Below are 20882 nucleotides of genomic sequence, written 5' to 3' on the forward strand. Positions count from 1 at the left end.
ACTATTCAGGATGATTCCGAGTGCAGCTGGGATTGCTGATAGTTTTCCAGCCCGATGCGTTCGATGAGATCGAGCTGGGTTTCCAGCCAGTCCACATGTTCTTCCTCGTCCTCCAGGATGTCCTGGAACAGATCGCGGCTGACGTAGTCCTGCACGGACTCGGCATAGGTGATGGCCAGCTTCAGATCGGGGATGGCATCCATCTCCAGGGAGAGATCGCAACGCAGCATCTCTTCGACCGTCTCACCGATGCGCAGCTTGCCCAGATCCTGCAGGTTGGGCAGTCCTTCCAGAAACAGCACTCGCTTGACCAGCTCGTCGGCATGCTTCATCTCATCGATGGACTCGTGATACTCCTTGTGCCCGAGCCCCTTGAGGCCCCAGTCATCATAGATGCGGGCATGCAGGAAGTATTGGTTGATGGCAACCAGTTCATTGGCCAGCACCTTGTTGAGGTGGGCAATGATTTTGGGATCTCCTTTCATCGACATTACTCCTCGTGTTCGAGCCTAGGGCAACGATCACTAGAGCTTAGTCCAGAAACATGACCAAAAAAGGACGGCGAATCGACACTCCCGAGACGGGGAGCATTCGCTTTAAAAGAGGTGATGGGCCGATAAACGCCGTATCAGGCCACTTCGTAATAGAGCGGCGCCTGCTCTGACTCCATCTTGTCCAGCTCGGTGGCGATGATCTCCATGGTCATGCGCACGCACTTGCCGCATTGGGCCCCGACTTCCAGCGACTGTTTCAACTGTCGAAACTCGGTCTTGCCTGCCTGTACCGCCTTGCGGATCTGGGTATCTGTGATGCCGCGGCACAAACACACGTACATAATATGGACCTCTATGCTGGAATGAGAGAAATCTAAATGAGAATGGTTCGTAGTGCAAAGAACGAATGGTAATAAGATCCCGTGCTTGCCACTGATTCTCCCCTTGGGGAGAATGCCATCACCAGAGAGGAGGCGAACATGCTCAAGAAACTACTCAATGCCCTGTTCAAGGGACAGGCTGCACAGCGCGCTGAGGTGACGCCTACCGAATACGCCGGCTATCTCATCTATCCCGAGCCCATGCCGGAAGGGGGGCAGTTCCGGTTGGCCGGTCGCATCACCAAGGAGCTGGACGGGGTGTTGCAGAGCCATCGCTTCATCCGTTCCGATCTCTTTGCCAACCCGGCCGATGCAGAGCGTTTCATGGTGCAGAAGGCCCATACCTTCATCGACCAGATGGGGGATCGCATGTTTGAACCCCGGGTGAAACCGGAACCCAACCCCGCGCCATGAATCCAGCCGAGCTGGCCACCCTGCGCCAATCTCTTGCCCGTGCCGGTGAGCGGCGCCTGATCTGGCTGGAAGGCCGGGAGTTAGATTGCACCGCCCGTGCCGAACCCTTGCTGGGGGGGGCTGTGTTCTGGCTGGGCAATGGGCCGGATCACCATGCTCCGCTGCCTGCCGCCAAGGCGTTGCAGCGGCTGGGCCAGGAGTGCGACACCCTGGTCTTCAACGCCTTCAGCGGTTTTCATCCCGATGCGTTCGGTGCCTTGGCGGGCACGCTGCGGGCGGGCGGCCTCTTGCTGCTGCTGACTCCGCCCCGGGAGGCGTGGCCGGCCTACCCGGATCCGGATCGTCAGAGGCTGGTTGCCCAGCCGGAGGATGCCGGACGGGCCGGTCAGGGGTTCATCTCCCGCCTGGTGCGACTGCTGGCGGGAGACCCGGCGCTCTCTCTGGATCCTGCGTCCAGTGGCGAGCCCTGGCATCCCCTCGATGCGAGCCGGCCACTGAGTGTGGATCAGGCCCGGGGGCTGCCCGCCATCCACCAGGTGCTGCACGGCCATCGCCGACGACCCCTGGTGCTGAGTGCGGATCGCGGTCGTGGCAAGAGCGCCTTGCTGGGTCTGGCCAGTGCCGACTTGCTGAGCCGGGATCCCGCCCTGACGATAGCGGTGACGGCCCCCTCCCAGGCGACCGTGGCGACGCTTTTTGCCCATGCAGAGGCGGTGCTGGCGGGTACGCCAGAGAGGCTGGCGGGGCTGAAGTATGTCTCGCCGGATCGGGTGGCGCAGGGGGAGGTACAGGCGGATCTGCTGCTGGTCGATGAGGCTGCCGCCATACCGACGCCGCTGCTGGAAGCCATGCTGGCGCACCACAGCCGCATCGTCTTCGCCACCACAGAGCACGGCTACGAAGGGACCGGGCGTGGTTTTCATCTGCGTTTCAAGCGGGTGCTGGATCGGGAAACCCCGGATTGGCAGGAGCTGTGCCTGGTCGAGCCCATTCGCTGGAGCCGGCATGACCCTCTGGAGCCCCTGATCTTCCGCCTGCTCGGCCTCGATGCCGACACAGTGGCGCCGCCGTTGCCGAAGGCACCCGGCTGGCGTCGGGTGGCGCAGGCCGAGCTGGCTGACGATGAGGCCCTGCTCAACCGGGTATTCGGTCTGCTGGTGCTGGCCCACTACCAGACCAGCCCCAGCGACCTCAGGCATTTGCTGGAGGGGCCGGATCTCGACATCCACCTGCTGGAGCAGGAAGAGGCATTGCTCGGCGTGGCGCTGGTGGCGCGGGAGGGCAATATTTCCCCTGCACTGGCCCGCGATATCTGGGCGGGGCGGCGGCGTCCCCGCGGTCATCTGCTGCCCCAGTCGCTGCTGGCCCACGCCGGCTTCACCACGGCGGGGGATCGCACCTACGCCAGGGTGATGCGCATCGCCATTCATCCCAGCCTGCATCGCCTGGGATTGGGTTCCCTGCTGCTAGAGAGGCTGGAGACACACTATCGCGCAGAGGGCGTCGACTATCTGGGATCCGCCTTCTCCGCCAGCGCCGACCTGCTGCCCTTCTGGCTCAAGGGGGGGATGCAGGTGCTGCGTATCGGTCTGCAGCGGGATGCGGCCAGCGGCAGTCATGCAGCCTTGCTGCTGAAGCCGCTGCACACCGGCTGCGACGCCGAGCTGGCACAATGGCGCCAGCGTTTCGTGAGCCAGTTGCCGACCCTGCTTGCGGGAGAGTTAAAGCAGCTGGATCCTGAGCTGGTCTGGCTATGCCTGAGAGGGGCGCAGGGGGGACAGGCCGCTGGGCTGGGGGAGTTCGAGCAGCAGGAGCTCGACTGCTTTGCCCACCATCACAAGCCATTCGAGCTGTGCCAGGCCACGCTGCAACGCTGGCTGGCCAGCCGGCTGAGGGTGCTGGATGCACTGAGCCCTGACGAGCGCCGGCTGCTGATCGCCACCATCTGGCAGTATGCCCCCTGGGACGCTCTGGCGACGAAACAGGGGATGACCGGCAAGCCTGCCCTGATCAAGGCCTTGCGCAGTCTGCTGGCCCGGCTGCTGGAGCCAAAGGTGATCGCTGGCTGACCGCCTGGGCGATACAAGACGAGGCGAATAGCCGTGATACGAACGAGGAGCCCTGGTGGCTCCTTGTTCATTCTGGCTTGCTGAACATCCTCTCCAGGTCCGTGTCGGAGGAAGTGAGCGATCGTCAATCGCTCCTCGTTCGGGGCTATCTGACAATCGACGGCTCTGACGAGCACCACCCCGACCGCCAGCATTTTGGTTTTTTCCGAATATGGACTAATACTTGAATGTAAATAGCATTTTAATAAATGCATTGTTTTTCATGTGGTTAGCTTTATTGGTAGTCAATGCCGTCCATCTTTTCTAACGTGCACAGGGAGTGCAGTGTGGGAAAAAATGCAGTTAACCATGGCGCATGGCTGATGTGGTTTGCCAGCAGCAGCGCCTTCGCCAGCGATCTCACCTTCAACATGACGCGCGGGGCGACCGCCATCAGTCAGCAGGTCTATGACCTGCACATGACGATCTTCTATATCTGCTGCGTCATCGGCCTGCTCGTCTTCGGGGTCATGCTCTGGTCCATAGTGCACCATCGAAAGTCCCGCGGTGCCAAGGCCGCCCAATTCCATGAAAGTACCCGCATCGAGCTGCTGTGGACGGCCATCCCCGTGCTGATCCTGGTCGCGATGGCGGCCCCGGCGACCTCGACGCTGCTGAAGATGGAAGACACCTCCAAGGCCGATCTGACCGTGCTCATCACGGGGTCGCAATGGAAGTGGCATTACAAATATCTCGAGCATCCTGTGGCGTTTTACTCCCTGCTGGCGACCAGCAAGCAGCAGATCTCTGGGGAAGCACCCAAGAGCGACACCTATCTGCTGGAAGTGGATAAACCGCTGGTGTTGCCGGTCGGCAAGAAGATCCGGTTCCTGATGACCTCGGACGACGTCATCCACTCCTGGTGGGTGCCCGCCTTTGCCGTGAAGAAAGACGCCAACCCCGGGTTCATCAACGAATCCTGGACCCGGATCGACAAGGCCGGAACCTATCGAGGGCAGTGTGCCGAGCTGTGCGGCAAAGACCACGGTTTCATGCCCATCGTCGTGCTGGCCAAACCCGCCGGGGAGTTCGACGAGTGGATCGCCAAGGCGGCGGCAGATCAGGCGGTTGCCCAGGCGGAGCAACAGGCGCAGGCAGCGGAGACCATGACGCTGCCTCAAGCCATGGAGATGGGGGAGAAGATCTATCTGGGGCATTGTGCTGCCTGCCACCAACCCGCTGGCACCGGACTGCCCGGCATCTTCCCTGCGCTCAAGGGCAGCAAGGTGACCACGCTGGCGGAGAATCGGGCCCAGCATCTGGACATCGTCCTGCACGGCAAGAGCGGCACGGCGATGCAACCCTTCGGCAAGCAACTGACGGCACAGGAGCTTGCCGCCGTCATCACCTATGAACGCAATGCCTGGGACAACAAGACCGGTGATCTCATCCAGGCTGCCGAGGTGCAGTCCCTTCTGAACCCAGTCGAACCCATCAAGGACAAGTGAGGCGCCGGCATGAGCGATGGAATCACGGATACCCTGCACAGCGAGCATGCCCACCAACCGGCATCGGGCCTGAGGCGCTGGCTCTACACCACCAACCACAAAGACATCGGCACCCTCTATCTGCTCTTCGCCCTGACCATGTTCTTTACCGGCGGCGCCATGGCCATGGTGATCCGGGCCGAACTGTTTCACCCCGGTCTGCAACTGGTCGAGCCCCTGTTCTTCAATCAGATGACCACGGTGCACGGCCTCATCATGGTCTTTGGTGCCGTCATGCCCGCCTTCACGGGCCTCGCCAACTGGCTGATCCCCATCATGATCGGGGCGCCTGACATGGCGTTGCCCCGGATGAACAACTGGAGTTTCTGGATCCTGCCGTTTGCTTTTCTGATCCTGCTGTCGAGTCTGTTCATGGAGGGAGGTGGACCCAGCTCGGGCTGGACCTTCTATGCCCCCCTGTCCACCCAATACAGTGGCAACAGCACGGCCCTGTTCGTCTTCGCCATCCACATCATGGGGATCTCCTCCATCATGGGGGCGATCAACGTCATCGTGACCATCTTCAATCTGCGGGCGCCCGGCATGGGCTGGATGCAGATGCCGCTGTTTGTCTGGACCTGGCTCATCACGGCTTTTCTGCTCATCGCCGTCATGCCGGTGCTGGCGGCGGCGGTGACCATGGTGCTGACGGACAAGTACTTCGGTACCAGCTTCTTTGACGCGGCCGGAGGCGGGGATCCCGTGATGTTCCAGCATATCTTCTGGTTCTTCGGTCACCCGGAAGTCTACATCATGATATTGCCGGCCTTCGGCATCGTCTCCAGCATCATACCGACCTTCTCCCGCAAGAATCTGTTTGGCTATCGCTCCATGGTCTATGCCACCAGCAGCATCGCCCTGCTCTCCTTCATGGTCTGGGCGCACCACATGTTCACAACGGGATTGCCGGTCGTGGCCGAGCTGTTCTTCATGTACACCACCATGCTCATTGCAGTGCCGACCGGGGTGAAGGTGTTCAACTGGGTTGCCACCATGTGGCGCGGCTCCCTGACGTTCGAGACCCCCATGCTGTTTGCCATCGCCTTCATCACCCTGTTCACCATCGGCGGTTTCTCGGGGTTGATGCTGGCCATGACGCCGGCGGATTTCCAGTATCACGACACCTATTTCGTGGTGGCGCATTTCCACTACGTGCTGGTCACCGGTGCCGTCTTCTCGATCCTAGCTGCTGCCTACTACTGGCTGCCGAAATGGACTGGGCACATGTATGACGAGCGGCTCGGGCAATGGCATTTCTGGTGCTCGCTCGTCTCGGTCAATGTGCTGTTTTTCCCCATGCATTTTGTCGGCTTGGCGGGCATGCCCCGCCGCATACCGGATTACGCCCTGCAATTTGCGGACTTCAACATGCTGATCAGTCTCGGCGGCTTCGCCTTCGGGCTGTCACAACTGCTGTTCGTCTGGGGGGTGATCAAGTGCATCAGGGGGGGGGAACAGGCGAGCGATCGGGTATGGGAGGGGGCCGAGGGGCTGGAGTGGACCCTGCCATCACCGCCCCCCTATCACAGCTTCAAGACTCCGCCCGATATAGGGCCGGAAGAGCGGTAAGGAGGCCATATGGCCCAGATCAATCACGGCCCCCTGCTGAGAAAACTGGCTCTGGTCGTGCTCGCCATGTTTGGTTTCGCCTTTGCGCTGGTCCCCCTCTATGACGTCTTCTGCCGGATCACCGGTCTCAATGGCAAGACCGACGACCGGCCAGCCACGACGGAGCGGGCGGTGCCCGACAGCACGCGGAGCATACAGGTCGAGTTTCTTGCCCATGCGGATGCCAGGATGCCTTGGGAGTTCAGCGGTGAAACGGTGCGGCTGTCGGTGCGACCGGGGGAAGTGAAGCTGGTCAATTACCGGGTATTCAACCCCACTGAGCGCACCATGGTGGGTCAGGCGGTGCCGTCCGTCTCACCCGGTCCTGCCGCTGCCTACCTGAAGAAGGTGGAGTGTTTCTGCTTCAACCGCCAGGAACTGCAGCCGGAGCAGAGCAAGCTGATGCCGCTCAAGTTCTATATCGACCCGGCGCTGCCTGACGACATCAACACCATCACGCTCTCCTACTCGCTCTATGACATCACCCAGTCCGCACCCGTTCCGGCACTGGCACAGAGGAAATAATCATGGCCAAGGTGAATCAGACATATTACGTCCCGGACCAGAGTCGCTGGCCCATCATAGGCGCCATGGCCCTGTTTCTCCTGGCGCTGGGGGCAGGGCATCTGGTCAACGAGCTGGCGAGCGAACAGACCGGTATCGGTCGGTATCTGATGATGGCCGGTGTCGCCCTGTTGGCATTCATGCTGTTCGGCTGGTTTCGCCACATCATCCAGGAGTCCATGACCGGGCTCTACAGCGCCCAGATGGACAGATCCTTCAGACAAGGCATGGTCTGGTTCATCTTCTCCGAGGTGATGTTCTTTCTGGCCTTCTTCGGCGTGCTGTTTTATGCCCGCCAGCTCGCCATGCCCTGGCTCGACGGCGCGGGCAACAAGGCGATGACGGCCCAGTTGCTGTGGCCGGATTTCACCGCCCACTGGCCCCTGCTCAAGACCCCGGGGGGCACCACGACCCAGGCGATGCCCTGGCATGGCATTCCCCTGATCAACACTGTGATCCTGCTCGGATCCTCCGTCACCCTGCTGTTTGCACATACCGGACTGGAGTCCGGGAAGCGCAACCGACTCAAGGGGATGCTGCTGGTGACAGTGGTGCTCGGGCTGACATTCCTGTGGCTGCAGGGCTATGAATACCTGCATGCGTACCGGGATCTGGGGCTGCGGTTCGACTCGGGCATCTATGGCAATACCTTCTTCATCCTGACCGGCTTCCACGGTCTGCATGTCATGCTGGGCACCCTCTTCCTGACCATCATCTGGCTGCGCATCATGCTGAGGGACCATTTCACCCCACAGCGTCATTTCGCCTTTCAGGCTGCGGCCTGGTACTGGCACTTCGTCGACGTGGTCTGGCTCTGTCTGTTCGTCTTCGTCTACCTGCTCTGAAGGCGTGTTTAATAGGGGCGGGGGTTGGGCTCCAGCCAGCCCATTGCAAGGGAGAGCAGCAGGATGACGATTACCAGCAGGGAGAAGAAGACGCGGCGTCCCAGGGGGGCTGACATCTTCTGCGTATGGCCTGCGCTCATCATCAGCCAGAGGGCGTGAAACAGCTGACCTATGATGAGCAGCAGCATGAGTACCAGCACTATCTTGAGCAACATGTCGGGATCCTTCTTGATATGAGCGACTTGGCAACATGGAACAAGCAACGACCCTGGCATCACAGACGCTGGTTCGTGCTGTTGTTCACTCTGGTGGTGGCGGCCGGTTTGTGCAAGCTGGCGCTCTGGCAGTGGCAGCGCGGTGCGGAGAAGGTGGACTGGCTGGCGCGGATGGCGCAGATGCAGCAGGCCGGGCCAAGGACGTTGGCCCAGCTCGACTGGCAAAATCCCGGAGCGCTGGACGGCATGCCCCTGAGAGGGGAGGTCGAGTGGGTATCCCCCCATGTCTGGTTGCTGGACAACCAGGCCGTAGGGGGCGAGATAGGCTATGACGTGCTCATCCCGGTGCGAGCGGAGGGGGTCTCTTCCCTGCTGCTGGTCAATCTGGGCTGGGTACCCGCCCCTCTGAGCCGGGAGCAACTGCCCAATCCCGTCATCCCGGCTGACCTGACACTTGAAGGCGTACTGCGCACGGCCCCCGGTGGCATCCTGCTTGGCCAGAATATCGAGACCGGCCCCTACCCGAACCGGGTGCAGGCCATCCAGGTGGATGCCCTGGGACAGGCCATGGGTTCCCCCCTCGCAGACGCCGTGTTCTATCAGAAACGCACCCCCTTCCTCTATCACTATCAGCAGAACGTCATGCCCCCAGAAAAGCACAGGGCCTATGCGGTGCAATGGCTTGGGCTGGCGCTGGTGGTGCTGGTGGGGGGGCTGGTGCTGGCGAGGAGGTTTTCCCCATGACTCCATGGCGCAGATGGAGGGTACCGCTCCTTTTTGCCGCAGTGATCCTGCTACCGGTCTTGCTGGCGGCTCTGACGCTGAGGCAGGGCTGGTATGAGCCAGGTACCCGCAGCAAAGGGATCTGGATGCACCAGGAGATCTATCTGTTGCCCCCGCTCCCTTCCAGCCAGAGTCAGTGGCGACTGGTCTATCTGGTGGCCAGACCCTGCGAGGGGCTGTGCCGGCAGGTACCCGAGTTGATGGCACGGATCCAGAGCGCCCTGGGGCGCAATCTGGACAAGCTGGCGCTGGTGCAATTGCCCTCTCAGCGCGGGGCAAGCGACGAGGTCCGGGCTGGTGACATGTTGTTGGTGGACGCTCAGGGACTGGCCATCCTACGCTACCGAGTGCCGGCCAGCACGGCGCAATGGCCGTTGTTTGGCAAGGCGGTGCTGTCGGATCTGCAGCAACTGCTCAAGTATCAGCGAGGCGTGCAATGACGACGAGGCTGGTGTGGGATCACATGGCCCAGGCTGCGGTACGATCGGGTCGGCGTCAGCGAGGTTGTGTATGAAAATGCAGAAGAGATTGTCCTCGATCGCCATCGCGTTGGCGGTGCTGGTGGTCCTGCTCGGGGCCTATACCCGGCTGACGGATGCCGGGCTGGCCTGCCCCGACTGGCCCGGTTGTTACGGCTCCCTGGCCGTCCCTCAATCTGGCCACATAGCGCGGGCGGCCCAGCTCTACCCGGATACGCCGCTGGAGCCCCACAAGGCGCGCAGCGAGATGGTGCACCGCTACTTCGCAGGTGTGCTGGGCTCTGTGATTGCGCTGCTGTTCGTGCTGAGCTGGCGCGCTGGCGGCCGCCTACGCGGTATCTCGGGGGCCTTGCTGGTGCTGGTGGTTGGGCAGGCGGCGCTGGGCATGTGGACGGTGACGCTGGCGCTGCATCCCCTGGTGGTGACCACCCACCTGCTGGGTGGGTTCGCCATCCTGACCCTGCTCTGGCTCTATCGGGCCGAGCTTGCGCGCTCCCCCGCGAATGCGCCCGTCTGCCGCAGTCAGGGGCTGCCCTGGCTCGGCAATGCTGCCTGCGGCGTGCTGCTGCTGCAGATAGCGCTGGGGGGCTGGACGTCGGCGAACTACGCCGCCATGGCCTGCGTCGAGCTGCCGCTCTGCCAGGGGAGCTGGCAGGCGCAATTGAACTGGGAGGAGGCCTTTCATCTGCCGCTGGGTCATGCCAGCTATGAGTTCGGGGTGCTGAGCAAGGAGGCGCGCCAGACCATCCATATCGCCCATCGTCTGGGGGCCCTGGCCACCGCCTTGCTGGTGGGGGGCTTTGCCCTCGTCCTGATCCGCCAGGGAGCCCCTCTGCGCTTTCTGGGGGCGCTCTTGCTGGTCCTGCTGCTAGTGCAGATTGCCTTAGGGCTGGCGAATGTCCATCTGGCCCTGCCGCTGGCCAATGCCCTCGCGCACAACCTGGTGGCGGCGCACCTGCTGGTGTGCTGCGTGCTGGCCCGTGGGCGGCTCTCTATCCCCCGGCTTTCCCCCTTGCTGTCGCCCGAGGCGATCAGGAGTCAGACATGAACAGCCACTCCTTGGCACGCTTCATCGATCCCCGGCTGCTGCGGGACTATTACCAGCTGACCAAACCCAAGGTGGTGGCCTTGCTGTTGCTGACCGCCTGGGTCGGGATGCTGCTGGCCGAGCCGTCCCAAGCCTCCCTTGACGAGATGGTGCTGGGGCTGGCGGGGATAGGGCTGCTGGCGGCCGGGGCGGCGGCCATGAACCACTCTCTGGATCACGGCATCGATGCCCGGATGCAAAGAACGCGCTGGCGACCGGTCGCCACGGGGCGGATAGCGCCGAGGCAGGCGATGACCTTTGCGATCTTGCTGGCCTTGCTGGGGTTTGTCTTGCTCTATTGGGGGGTGAATCCCCTGACCGCCTGGCTGACCCTGGCCAGCCTGTTCGGTTATGCGGTCGTCTATACCCTGCTGCTGAAACGGGCCACGCCCCAGAACATCGTCATCGGCGGGCTGGCGGGGGCCATGCCACCGCTGCTGGGATGGACCAGTATCACGGGGCAGCTCTCGGCCGAACCCTGGCTGCTGGTGATGATCATCTTCGCCTGGACGCCGCCCCACTTCTGGTCCCTGGCCATCCATCGGCGTGATGACTATGCCGGCGCCCATATTCCCATGCTGCCCGTCACTCACGGCATTGCGTTTACCAAGACGGCCATACTGCTCTACCTGCTGATCCTGACCCTGGTCTGCCTGCTGCCCTACCTGATCGGCATGTCGGGGCTGCTCTACTTGGTCGGCAGCCTGGGACTGAACCTCGTGTTCTGCTGGCATGGCTGGCTGCTGAAGTATGGGGAGCCGCCCGGTCAGGCGATGCGCACCTTCCGTTTCTCCATTTATCACCTGATGCTGCTGTTTGGTCTGCTTATTCTGGATCACCACTGGTTGTGGCGGTTGTCGTAGGAGGTATCGGGCAGGGGATTTCGTTGTTGTTTGCGCATTCAGGCTGGCCCAGGGGCCAGCCTGAATCATGTTCAGAGCTTGAGCATGATATGGCGTGGCACAGTGTAATCCTCCAGCGCGTAGAGGGAGAGATCCTTGCCGTAGCCGGACATCTTCATGCCGCCGTGGGGCATCTCGGAGGTGAGCATGAAGTGGGTGTTGATCCAGGTGCAGCCGTACTGCAGGTGGCTGGCCACCTTGCTGGCAAGGCCGAGATCCCGTGTCCAGACCGAACTGGCGAGGCCGTAGTCCGAGTCGTTGGCCCACTGCACCACCTGCTCGGCGTCGCTGAAGCGGGTCACCGACACCACGGGGCCGAACACCTCCCGGCGCACGATCTCATCCTCCTGACGGGCATGGGCGATCAGGGTCGGCTCGAAGAAGAAGCCGTTGCCGGCGCGGATCTTGCCGCCAGTGGTCACCTCCACGTGGCCGCTGCTCTGGGCCCGCTCCACGAAGCTGGCCACCCGGTTGCGCTGCCGGTCCGAGATGAGCGGCCCCATCTCCACCCCCTCTTCGCGCGGACCGCCCACCTTGATGGAGGCCACTGCCTCGGTCATGGCGGCGACGAACTTGTCGTAGATCTTGCCCTGGGCATAGATGCGGCAGGCGGCGGTGCAATCCTGGCCGGCGTTGTAGAAGCCGAAGGTGCGAATGCCCGCCACCACGGCCTCCAGATCCGCGTCATCGAAGATGATGACCGGCGCCTTGCCCCCCAGCTCAAGGTGGGTGCGCTTCATGGTGCGGGCGGCGCTCTGCAGGATCTTCTGGCCGGTGGCGATGTCACCGGTCAGCGACACCATGCGCACCAGCGGGTGCTCTACCAGCGGCGCCCCCACGCTCTCGCCCCGGCCGCAGACGATGTTGATGACGCCGCGGGGGAAGAGCTCGCTGGCGAGCTCCGCCAGGCGCAGGGCGGTAAGCGGGGTCTGCTCGGAGGGCTTGAGCACCACCGTATTGCCGGCGGCGAGTACGGGGGCCATCTTCCAGGCCGCCATCATCAACGGATAGTTCCAGGGGGCGATGCTGCCCACCACACCGATGGGGTCGCGGCGGATCATGCTGGTATGCCCCTCGATATACTCCCCCGCCAGTGGCCCTTGCAGGCAGCGGGCGGCGCCGGCGAAGAAGCGGAAGCAGTCCACCACTGCCGGCAGCTCGTCATTGAGCACCGCCAGATAGGGCTTGCCGCAGTTGAGGGATTCGAGGGCCGCAAACTCCTCGGCGTGGCGCTCGATGGCATCGGCCAGGCGCAGCAGCAGGGTACTGCGCTGGGCTGGGGTGGTGCGGCTCCACTGGGCGAAGGCGCGCTGGGCGCCGTTCACCGCCCGGTTCACCTGCTCGAACGAGGCTTCTGGCACCGAGGCGAGAAGCTCTCCGGTGGCCGGGTTGAGAATGGGCTCGGCCTGGCCGTCACCGGTGACGAACTGGCCGTCGATCAAGAGTTGGGTTGAGAGTTTCATGGTTGCATCCTTGCGCACGCGTTGAGTCGTTATTTGCCACTGCCGGCGACGTCCTGGCCGTCGCGGGTGAGGTAGTAGGCAAGCAGAATGGGAATGGTGGTGAAGGCCACTATGATGAGCGCCACCACGTTGGTGACCGGCCTGTCCCGTGGCCGGATCAGCTCCTGATACATCCAGATCGGCAGCGTGGTCTGCTGGCCGGCGGTGAAGGTGGTGACGATCACCTCGTCAAAGCTGAGGGCGAACGCCAGCATGCCCCCCGCCAGCAGCGCGGTGGCGAGGTTGGGCAGGATCACGTAGCGCAGGGTCTGGAAGCCGTCGGCACCGAGGTCCATGGACGCCTCGATGAGGCTCTGGTTGGTGCGGCGAAAGCGCGCCAGGGCATTGTTGTAGACGACCACCACGCAGAAGGTGGCGTGACCGATGACGATGGTCCAGAAGCTGAAGGGGATCTCCATCACCCCGTAGGCGGAGCGCAGTGCGATGCCGGTGACGATGCCGGGCAGGGCGATGGGCAGCACCAGCAAGAGCGACACCACCTCCTGGCCGAAGAAGCGGCTACGGGCGATGGCCCCCGCCGCCAGAGTGCCGAGCACCATGGCGGCCAGCGTCGCCAGCCCAGCTACCTCCAGCGACAGCTGGATGGCGCGCCACACGTCGGGGCGGTTGAGGGTCACCTCGAACCACTTGAGGGTGAGCCCGGGGGGTGGGAACTGGTAGCTCTTGCTCTCGCTGGTGAAGGCATAGAGGAAGATGAACAGGATCGGAAAGTGCAGGAACAACAGGCCGCCGATGGCCGCGTATTTGAGCAGGCCGGAGGGCTGGCTGCCATGGTCCCGTTTCATGGAGGTATTAGAGCGCATCGAAGGCCCCCAGGCGTTTCGCTGTCGTCAGGTGAATAGCCATGATCAGGATGGGCACCCGCGAACTCGTATGGATGAGTGACATATGGGTATCAAAGCGCATCGAAGGCTCCCAAGCGTTTCGCGATGGTGAGGTAGATGGCGATGATAAGGATCGGCACCAGCGAGAAGGCGGCGGCGAAGGGCAGGTTGCCCGCCGTGCCCTGCTGCATGTAGACCACCTGACCTATGTACATGGTGGAGTTGCCTATGATGCCGGGGATGATGTAGTCCCCCAGCGTCAGGGAGAAGGTGAAGATGGAGCCCGCCACCACGCCGGGCAGGGCCAGCGGCAGGATCAGGGTGCGAAAGGTCTGGGCCGGGGTGGCGCCGAGATCGCCGCTCGCTTCCAGCAAGGATCGCGGGATCCGCTCCACCGCCGCCTGGATGGGCAGGATCATGAAAGGCAGCCAGACGTAGACGAACACGATGAAGGTACCGATGCGGGAGAACGACAGCGACGGGCCACCTATCACTGGCAGCGAGAGGATGGCGTCCAGCAGCCAGTCCAGTCCCAGGGTGTCTGCCAGCCAGCTGATGACCCCCTCCTTGGCCAGGATCAGCTTCCAGGCGTAGACCCGCACCAGATAGCTGGACCAGAGCGGCAGCATGATGCCGACGTAGAACAGGGCCCGGGTCTTGCCGCTGGTGTAGCGCGCCATGTAGTAGGCCACCGGAAAGCCGAGCAGGGCACAGGCCAGGGTCACCAGCAGCGACATGCCGACGGTGCGCAGGATCACGTCCAGGTTCTCCGCCCGCAGCAGGGCGACGAAGTTCTGCAGCCCCAGCTCGTGGCGGATCTGGCCGCTGAACTCGTCCAGCCCGAAGAAGGCGTTGGAGAGCAGCATCAGCAGGGAGCCGACATAGATGATGCCGAGCCAGAGCAGGGGCGGCCCGAGCAGGATGGCCAGCAGCAGCCCGGAGCGACCATAGAGCAGGGTGGAGAGGCGCCGCAGCGGCCTTACGCGAACGGAGTCGGTAGCGTGGCTCATGGCAAGGCTCGCACTGTGAGGGGCGCTCATGGTTGAGCTCCCTGGTGGGCGGTGTGCAGGCGATGGATCGCCTGCTCCGGCCAGCTGAGGCTGACCCGGGTGCCACGGGGCAGGCGGGCCTGGCCCTCGTTGGGATGGTTGACGATAAGCTCGAGCTGCTCGCCGAGATCGACCCGGTAGCGCACGAAGGGGCCGAGATACTCTACTTCGCGCACCTCCCCTGACCAGCCCGGCGCGCCGGCCTCGGCGAGCCGGATCCGCTCCGGGCGCACCATCATCTGGCGCTCATCGCCGCACAGGCGCCTGGCCTGCTCCCCCTCGAACAGGTTGACGGTGCCGACGAAGCGGGCGACGAAGGGGGTGGCGGGGGCATCGTAGATGGTATCCGGCGCGGCAATCTGCTCGATCTTGCCCTGATTGAAGATGCAGATGCGGTCGCTCATGGAGAGCGCTTCCTGCTGGTCGTGGGTGACGAAGATGAAGGTGATGCCGAGCTGGCGCTGCAAGGCTTTCAGTTCGAGCTGCATCTGCTCGCGCAGCTTGAGGTCCAGCGCGCCGAGCGGCTCGTCCAGCAGCAGGATGCGCGGCTGGTTGATCAGCGCCCGGGCGATGGCGATGCGCTGGCGCTGGCCGCCGGAGAGCTGGCCCGGCTTGCGGTTGCCGACGCCGGGCAGGCGCACCAGTTCCAGCATCTCGTCCACCTTGCGGTAGCGCTCCGCCTTGGCGACGCCCTTGAGCATCAGGCCGTAGCCGATGTTGTCGCGCACATCCATGTTGGGAAACAGGGCATAGTCCTGAAACACGGTATTGAGGTTGCGATCGTAGGGGGGCACGGTGGAACAGGGCTCGCCGAACAGTCGGATCTCCCCCTCGCTCGGGTATTCGAAGCCCGCGATCATCCGCAGGCAGGTGGTCTTGCCGGAACCGCTCGGCCCCAGCAGGGTGAAGAACTCGCCGGCGGGGATCTGGAAGGAGATGTCGTCAACCGCGGCCACCTCGCCATAGTGGCGGCTGACCCGGTCAAATTGTACGGCTGTCATGATACGTCCTTGTCTATGGGAAGCGGGCCGGACTCCTGTCCGGCCCAGTGGTTACAGCATTGCCTGGATCAGCGGCCACCCAGGATGGCGATATAGTCCGAGACCCAGCGATAGTAGGGGACGCAGGTTCCCTGGCTCTTGCATTGGGAGACAGGGGTGCGCCAGAAGTGCACCTTGTCGAAGTTGTCGATGCCGTTGGTCTTGCACCCCTCTTTCCCCAGCAGGGCGTTGCCCTCGCAGGCGGCCGGCACCACGGGCACGGAGCCGAACCAGGAGGCGAGATCCCCCTGCAGCTTGTTGTTGAGGGAGTGCTCCAGCCACTTATAGGCACAGGTCAGGTTCTTGGCCTCGCTGTGCACCATGCTGGTGTCGGCCCAGCCGGTGACGCCTTCCTTGGGCACTGTGGTAGCGATGGGCTGCTTGTCGGCGATCAGGGTATTGGCCTGGAAGGGCCAGGAGCCGGAGGCCACGACCCCCTCGTTCTTGAAGTCGTCGATCTGGACGAAGGCATCGTGCCAGTAGCGACCTACCAGCTGGCGCTGCTTGCGCAACAGGTCGAGGGAGGCCTTGTATTGATCCTCGTTCAGCTCGTAGGGATCCTTGATGCCGAGGGCCGGCTGGTGGGTCATCAGATAGAGGGCGGCATCGGCGATGTGGATGGGGCCGTCGAACGCCTGCACCCGCCCCTTGTTGGACTTGCCGTCCGGCAGGGTCTGCTCTTCGAACACCACGCTCCAGGAGTCGGGCGCCTTGGGGAACACCTTGGTGTTGTACATCAATATGTTGCCGCCCCACTGGTAGGGCACGCCGTAATGCTTGCCGTCCACCGTGTGCCAAGGGGCCTTCTGCAGGCGGGGGTCTATCTTGTTGTAGCTCGGGATGAGCGCCAGGTTCAGCGCCTGCACCTTGCCGCCGGCGATGAGGCGCAGGCTGGCGTCGCCGGAGGCGGTCACCAGATCGAAGCCCCCCTCGTTCATCAGCGCCACCATCTCGTCCGAGGTGGCGGCCGTCTTGACGTTGACCTTGCAGCCGGTCTCCTTCTCGAAGCCGGTCACCCAGTCGTAGTTCTTGTCGGTCTCGCCGCGCTCCACATAGCCGGCCCAGGCCACTATGTTGAGCTGGCCTTCACCCTTGCCGAGGGAGGTGGGGGCGGCCTGGGTCTGACCTGCCAGCAGGGCGGGGATCAGGGCCAGGGTGAGGGGGGTCAGTTTCATCTTGCTCTCCTTGCTGGGGCGGGCACGGTTGTGATGCCACGCTGACAATTAACATCCTGTTAACCAGCTATGAGCGTAGGAGAAGCCGTGAGCAATGAGAATTTCAATTTTTAACGCCAGAGGTATCTTAAAAATTGATATCGAGTGCAGATGAATCTGAATTTCTGCAAGAGACCCCGTGACGGAGCAGGAGGTTCCACTCAGCGGGGAAGGTGCTGGCGGGCCCGCAGCCGGCTTTGATCCCTAGCGATGTCGATGAACTCGCGGGCGGTCCAGTCCAGCCGCGAGCCGCGCCGCCACACCAGGCCGATGTCGATGGCGGGGATGGGCTCCTTGATGGCGCGGGCCTCGACCCGTTCCTGCTCCAGGGACCAGGGGCGGTAGGCAAAATCCGGCAGCAGGGCGAGCCCGAGCTGGCTCGCCACCAGGCTGCGCACCGCTTCCACCGAGGCGGTACGTAGCACGATGCGTGGCGCTATGCCGTAGCGGCGCAGGCCGCCGCCGATGATCTGATCCAGCTGGTCGGCGGTCAGCGAGATCATGGGCTCTTCCCCCAGCGCCTTGAGGGAGAGGGTCGACTCGGCGCAGAGCGGGTGGTTGGCGGCGAGCCAGACCCGCAGCGGCGAGCGGGTCAACAGCTCGGTATCGAACGCCTCCTGGCGGATGGTGCGGTTGGTCATCAGGATCCCCACATCCACCTCGCCGTTGACGATCTGGTGCTCGAGATAGGGCTGCTCATCCTCCTTCACCTCGATCTGCACCGCCGGGAAGGCGCGGCGAAAGCGGCCGAGGGCCTCCGACAGGTAGTAGCCGGCCACTAGCGTGGTCACGCCTATGGTGAGCCGCCCCTGATCCTGCTGGGCCACCGCCTTGAGGGACTGGCCGGCTTCGGTCATGGCGCCGAGGATGCGACGGGCGTGCAGCAGAAACTGGTGACCCTGGGTGGTGAGGCTGACCCCGCGCGGATTGCGCTCGAACAGGGCCGCGCCGAGCTCGGTCTCCAGCTCGCGGATGGCGCTGGTGACCGCCGACTGGGAGATGTGCAGCTCGGCGGCGGCGCGGCTGACCGAGAAGCTGTCGGCCACGGCCACGAAATAGCGGATCTGGCGAAAGGTGAAGTTCATCTGGGCGTCCTGCCGCGTGCGATCAAGGTGACTGCCAGCTTAACCTCGAATCGCGGCCAGACAAAAGGCGCCGTGCTGGCGCCTTTTGTCATGGTTTTTCCGGCGGTTAGCGGGAGTTGGCCGCCTCGATCACCGGCACCCGGTTCACCCCCTTGCCCAGATAGGCGAGGGTGATGGTCACTATGATGCAGGTGAAGCTGAGCCACATGTAGGGCAGGTAGTCGAGGGTGGCCACCCCCAGCACCCCGGCCATGAAGATGCCATTGTCGCTCCAGGGCACCATGCCGCAGGTGAGGGTGCCACCAAACTCGGCGTTGCGGGAGAGGTTCTTGCGCGCCAGTCCCAGCCGGTCGTAGTTCTTGGCCATGATCTTGGGGGTCAGGATAAGCGACACATACATGGCGGAGCCGAACACGTTGGCCAGGAAGGCGGTGCCTATGGTGTGGCTGGTCAGGCTGCCGGCGCTGTTGATGCGCTTCTCGAAGGCGCTGGCGATGACGGAGAGAATGCCGACCTTCTCCAGCAGGCCGCCAAACCCCAGACCGAAGATGATGACGGCCACCGAGCCCAGCATGGATTCCATGCCGCCACGGCCCAGGATGTTGTCGATGAAGTCGACCCCGGAGACGATGGGGAAGGGGCTGTAGGCGGCGTGCATCGCCTTGACCGGATCCATGCCCTGGAAGGCGATGGCCCATACGAGGCCCAGCAGGGCGCCGAAGCTGATCACCGGGAAGGCGGGCTTGCGGTTGGCCAAGAGGCCCAGCACCAGGATCACCGGCACTATGGCCAGCGGGGTGATGTTGAACTGCTTGTCGAGGGCCTCCATCACCAGGTTGACCTGCTCCAGGCTGACGTTGCCGGAGTACTGCATGCCGACCACGGTGAACAGGGCGGCGGTGATGACGTAGGAGAAGAGGCTGATGGGCAGCATCCCCTTGATGTGTTCCACCACGTCGACGTTGGACATGGTGGATGCCAGCACCACGGAGTCGGAGAGGGGGGAAAGCTTGTCACCGAAGTAGACGCCGGAGAGCACGGCCCCCGCCACCAGAGGTGCCGGGACCCCCAGACTGTGGCCTATCCCCATCATGGCGATCCCCGCCGTGGCGGCAGAGCCCCAGGAGGTGCCGGTGGCCAGGGAGGTGAGGGAGCAGATGATCAGGGTCGCCAGCAGGAAGATGGACGGGTGTATCACCTTGAGGCCGAAGTAGATGATGCTGGGGACTATGCCGCCGGCAATCCAGGTGCCGACCAGTGCCCCGACGGAGACCAGTATCAGGATGGCCCCCATCCCCTTGGCGACGCCGTCGACGGCCGCCTGTTCCAGGGACTTGTAATCATGGCCGAGCCGGATGCCGAGCCCCATGATGACGAACCAGGCGATGAACAGTGCCAGCTGGATTGGCAGGTCGAGCACGCTGGTGAAGGAGAAGGCCAGAGCCAGGAAGATGGCCAGGCAGGCAAACACCTGTGACATGCCCGGCAATCGGATGTGGTTTTGTTGGTTTTGCATAGACGCTCCCTAAATTCTTGCTCGCCAAGGTCAGTCCCTCTCGTCCTGCGGATACGCGTATCCCGAGGGGCTCACCAAAAGAGGGCGCAATCTACCATAAAGATGAGGTGTAAAATCCCCACTCATTCGGCAAAACCGCTTTAAAATTTTAAAATCCCACAAAATAGTTGATCCAATCGGCATTTTTCACTGTCCAGTCGATGCCGTTTGAAAGCCGGAAACCCATAGGCAAGTTCGATTGCAGATGGCAACATCAAAGATGATAATGGTTATCATTAATATCTTTTCGGGCCATTGCCAATGAACTGGATAGTACGTGCTCTACTCTTGGCCGCTCTTCTGGCGGTCTTGGTCTGGGGTCAGGACAAGGCGTACGGCCTGTGGAGCCTGGGTTTCTTGCTGGCGGCCTGGATCATGCTGGAGCCCAGGCTGAGGCCGGCGCTGATCCTGCTGCCGGTCGCGGGCATGACGGGGGTCGTCACCCTGCTCTGGCAGCAGAGCTGGCCATAGGAAAGCGGTCAGCGGGCGGGTACGGCCTGGATCTTGTCATGGGCCAGTCGCAGGGAGGCGATGACCTTCTGCTCCATCTCGTTGCGTTCTGCATCCGTGGTGAAGTAGATCATGTCGACGTCGTGGCGGATGTAGTGGGAAGGGAGCTGGTTCAGGGTCAGGCAGCAGAGATCGGCCAGTTGGTGGGGGGTCAGTGTCTGGCTAAGCCCCTGTTTTTCTATCTCCTTGAGCACCAGATGCTCATAGAAGTTGTGAATGTCGGTATCCAGGATCATGGGAAAGCCCCTGTGGTGGCATGACGTCTTCAACAGCATAGCCATGGCAGGGACAAAAACAAAAGGCCCGTCACTGTCGTGATGGGCCTTTTGCAGAAGGAATGGTGCGAAGAGAGGGACTCGAACCCTCACATCCGTGGGACACTAACACCTGAAGCTAGCGCGTCTACCAATTCCGCCACCTTCGCACACTGATTTTCTCCAGCTGGTTTTTAAATGCGGTTGGAGCGCATTCTCTGTGTTTTACATGCCAGAGGCATGGTGCGAAGAGAGGGACTCGAACCCTCACACCCGGGGGGCACTAACACCTGAAGCTAGCGCGTCTACCAATTCCGCCACCTTCGCACATCGGGTTATCAGTCTGGATTTACATGCTGTCTGACAAAAGCATGGTGCGAAGAGAGGGACTCGAACCCTCACACCCGGGGGGCACTAACACCTGAAGCTAGCGCGTCTACCAATTCCGCCACCTTCGCACAT

General features: G+C 62.7%; 22 protein-coding genes and 3 tRNA genes. 11 read left to right on the plus strand and 14 right to left on the minus strand.

Annotated features, from left to right (window positions below):
• Positions 1 to 5: 5 nt before the first annotated feature.
• Both bfr and AB5Y72_RS16015 read right to left on the minus strand, forming a co-directional pair.
• On the minus strand, positions 6 to 485 hold the full coding sequence (gene bfr / locus AB5Y72_RS16010) for a bacterioferritin (protein WP_042077684.1): 480 nt from the start codon (positions 483 to 485) through the stop codon (positions 6 to 8).
• 143 nt (positions 486 to 628) lie between these two features.
• Positions 629 to 835, minus strand: coding sequence for a bacterioferritin-associated ferredoxin (locus tag AB5Y72_RS16015; RefSeq protein ID WP_216991069.1), 207 nt, complete (start codon positions 833 to 835; stop codon positions 629 to 631).
• A 138-nt stretch (positions 836 to 973) separates the two neighbouring features.
• Between AB5Y72_RS16015 and AB5Y72_RS16020 the strand changes: the two genes are divergently transcribed.
• From AB5Y72_RS16020 to AB5Y72_RS16045, 6 genes are all read left to right on the plus strand, one after another.
• On the plus strand, positions 974 to 1288 hold the full coding sequence (locus AB5Y72_RS16020) for an HlyU family transcriptional regulator (RefSeq protein WP_325782831.1): 315 nt from the start codon (positions 974 to 976) through the stop codon (positions 1286 to 1288).
• A complete protein-coding gene (locus AB5Y72_RS16025; protein WP_325782832.1) occupies positions 1285 to 3357 on the plus strand; it encodes a GNAT family N-acetyltransferase in 2073 nt (690 codons plus the stop codon). Before AB5Y72_RS16020 ends, AB5Y72_RS16025 begins: the two co-directional genes overlap by 4 nt.
• A gap of 362 nt (positions 3358 to 3719) precedes the next feature.
• Positions 3720 to 4844, plus strand: coding sequence for a cytochrome c oxidase subunit II (gene coxB, locus AB5Y72_RS16030; protein ID WP_325782833.1), 1125 nt, complete (start codon positions 3720 to 3722; stop codon positions 4842 to 4844).
• 9 nt (positions 4845 to 4853) lie between these two features.
• Positions 4854 to 6452 (plus strand): cytochrome c oxidase subunit I, encoded by a 1599-nt coding sequence (gene ctaD / locus AB5Y72_RS16035; RefSeq protein ID WP_325782834.1) that lies wholly within the window; start codon positions 4854 to 4856, stop codon positions 6450 to 6452.
• Positions 6453 to 6461: 9 nt separating this feature from the next.
• Positions 6462 to 7016, plus strand: a complete 555-nt coding sequence (locus AB5Y72_RS16040) for a cytochrome c oxidase assembly protein (protein WP_325782835.1) — start codon at positions 6462 to 6464, stop codon at positions 7014 to 7016.
• 2 nt (positions 7017 to 7018) lie between these two features.
• Complete coding sequence (locus tag AB5Y72_RS16045) at positions 7019 to 7900, plus strand: cytochrome c oxidase subunit 3 (protein WP_216991064.1); 882 nt, start codon at positions 7019 to 7021, stop codon at positions 7898 to 7900.
• Between the two features lie 8 nt (positions 7901 to 7908).
• Here AB5Y72_RS16045 and AB5Y72_RS16050 read toward each other — a convergent pair whose 3' ends face one another.
• On the minus strand, positions 7909 to 8115 hold the full coding sequence (locus AB5Y72_RS16050) for a DUF2909 family protein (protein ID WP_209794132.1): 207 nt from the start codon (positions 8113 to 8115) through the stop codon (positions 7909 to 7911).
• A gap of 18 nt (positions 8116 to 8133) precedes the next feature.
• On the opposite strand from AB5Y72_RS16050, the gene AB5Y72_RS16055 reads away from it, so the two are divergent.
• The 4 genes from AB5Y72_RS16055 (at position 8134) to cyoE (ending at position 11327) form a co-directional block, all read left to right on the plus strand.
• Positions 8134 to 8859, plus strand: a complete 726-nt coding sequence (locus AB5Y72_RS16055) for an SURF1 family protein (protein WP_325782836.1) — start codon at positions 8134 to 8136, stop codon at positions 8857 to 8859.
• Positions 8860 to 8984: 125 nt separating this feature from the next.
• Complete coding sequence (locus AB5Y72_RS16060; protein WP_244462917.1) at positions 8985 to 9338, plus strand: hypothetical protein; 354 nt, start codon at positions 8985 to 8987, stop codon at positions 9336 to 9338.
• 76 nt (positions 9339 to 9414) lie between these two features.
• Positions 9415 to 10425: a COX15/CtaA family protein gene (locus AB5Y72_RS16065; protein WP_325782837.1), complete on the plus strand. Its 1011-nt coding sequence runs from the start codon at positions 9415 to 9417 to the stop codon at positions 10423 to 10425.
• Complete coding sequence (cyoE, locus tag AB5Y72_RS16070) at positions 10422 to 11327, plus strand: heme o synthase (RefSeq protein ID WP_368199220.1); 906 nt, start codon at positions 10422 to 10424, stop codon at positions 11325 to 11327. Before AB5Y72_RS16065 ends, cyoE begins: the two co-directional genes overlap by 4 nt.
• Positions 11328 to 11398: 71 nt before the next feature.
• On the opposite strand, the gene AB5Y72_RS16075 is transcribed toward cyoE, so the two are convergent.
• The 7 genes from AB5Y72_RS16075 to nhaC all read right to left on the minus strand — a co-directional run bounded on the left by AB5Y72_RS16075 (position 11399) and on the right by nhaC (position 19617).
• On the minus strand, positions 11399 to 12829 hold the full coding sequence (locus tag AB5Y72_RS16075) for a gamma-aminobutyraldehyde dehydrogenase (protein WP_318162565.1): 1431 nt from the start codon (positions 12827 to 12829) through the stop codon (positions 11399 to 11401).
• Positions 12830 to 12858: 29 nt separating this feature from the next.
• The gene (locus tag AB5Y72_RS16080) at positions 12859 to 13674 is read right to left on the minus strand and encodes an ABC transporter permease (RefSeq protein ID WP_019840685.1); all 816 of its coding nucleotides are present in this window, start codon (positions 13672 to 13674) and stop codon (positions 12859 to 12861) included.
• A gap of 110 nt (positions 13675 to 13784) precedes the next feature.
• Positions 13785 to 14753: an ABC transporter permease gene (locus tag AB5Y72_RS16085; protein ID WP_043171458.1), complete on the minus strand. Its 969-nt coding sequence runs from the start codon at positions 14751 to 14753 to the stop codon at positions 13785 to 13787.
• On the minus strand, positions 14750 to 15763 hold the full coding sequence (locus AB5Y72_RS16090) for an ABC transporter ATP-binding protein (RefSeq protein WP_368199221.1): 1014 nt from the start codon (positions 15761 to 15763) through the stop codon (positions 14750 to 14752). The genes AB5Y72_RS16085 and AB5Y72_RS16090 overlap by 4 nt, the downstream gene beginning before the upstream one ends.
• A 68-nt stretch (positions 15764 to 15831) precedes the next feature.
• Positions 15832 to 16977: an ABC transporter substrate-binding protein gene (locus tag AB5Y72_RS16095; RefSeq protein ID WP_042075971.1), complete on the minus strand. Its 1146-nt coding sequence runs from the start codon at positions 16975 to 16977 to the stop codon at positions 15832 to 15834.
• A 200-nt stretch (positions 16978 to 17177) separates the two neighbouring features.
• Positions 17178 to 18101, minus strand: a complete 924-nt coding sequence (locus AB5Y72_RS16100; RefSeq protein ID WP_042075969.1) for a LysR family transcriptional regulator — start codon at positions 18099 to 18101, stop codon at positions 17178 to 17180.
• 106 nt (positions 18102 to 18207) lie between these two features.
• On the minus strand, positions 18208 to 19617 hold the full coding sequence (gene nhaC / locus AB5Y72_RS16105) for a Na+/H+ antiporter NhaC (protein ID WP_325782841.1): 1410 nt from the start codon (positions 19615 to 19617) through the stop codon (positions 18208 to 18210).
• 300 nt (positions 19618 to 19917) lie between these two features.
• Here nhaC and AB5Y72_RS16110 point away from each other — a divergent pair, with 300 nt between their 5' ends.
• Positions 19918 to 20127, plus strand: coding sequence for a hypothetical protein (locus tag AB5Y72_RS16110; protein ID WP_318162568.1), 210 nt, complete (start codon positions 19918 to 19920; stop codon positions 20125 to 20127).
• 8 nt (positions 20128 to 20135) lie between these two features.
• Here AB5Y72_RS16110 and AB5Y72_RS16115 read toward each other — a convergent pair whose 3' ends face one another.
• From AB5Y72_RS16115 to AB5Y72_RS16130, 4 genes are all read right to left on the minus strand, one after another.
• A complete protein-coding gene (locus tag AB5Y72_RS16115) occupies positions 20136 to 20402 on the minus strand; it encodes a late competence development ComFB family protein (RefSeq protein ID WP_219143460.1) in 267 nt (88 codons plus the stop codon).
• A gap of 102 nt (positions 20403 to 20504) precedes the next feature.
• A tRNA-Leu gene (locus tag AB5Y72_RS16120) sits at positions 20505 to 20590 on the minus strand.
• 71 nt (positions 20591 to 20661) lie between these two features.
• Positions 20662 to 20747, minus strand: a tRNA-Leu gene (locus tag AB5Y72_RS16125).
• A gap of 45 nt (positions 20748 to 20792) precedes the next feature.
• Positions 20793 to 20878: transfer RNA gene (locus AB5Y72_RS16130), tRNA-Leu, on the minus strand.
• Positions 20879 to 20882 lie beyond the last annotated feature (4 nt).

It is taken from the genome of Aeromonas sp. R7-4 (assembly GCF_040908055.1).
Classification (GTDB): Bacteria; Pseudomonadota; Gammaproteobacteria; order Enterobacterales; family Aeromonadaceae; genus Aeromonas; species Aeromonas sanarellii.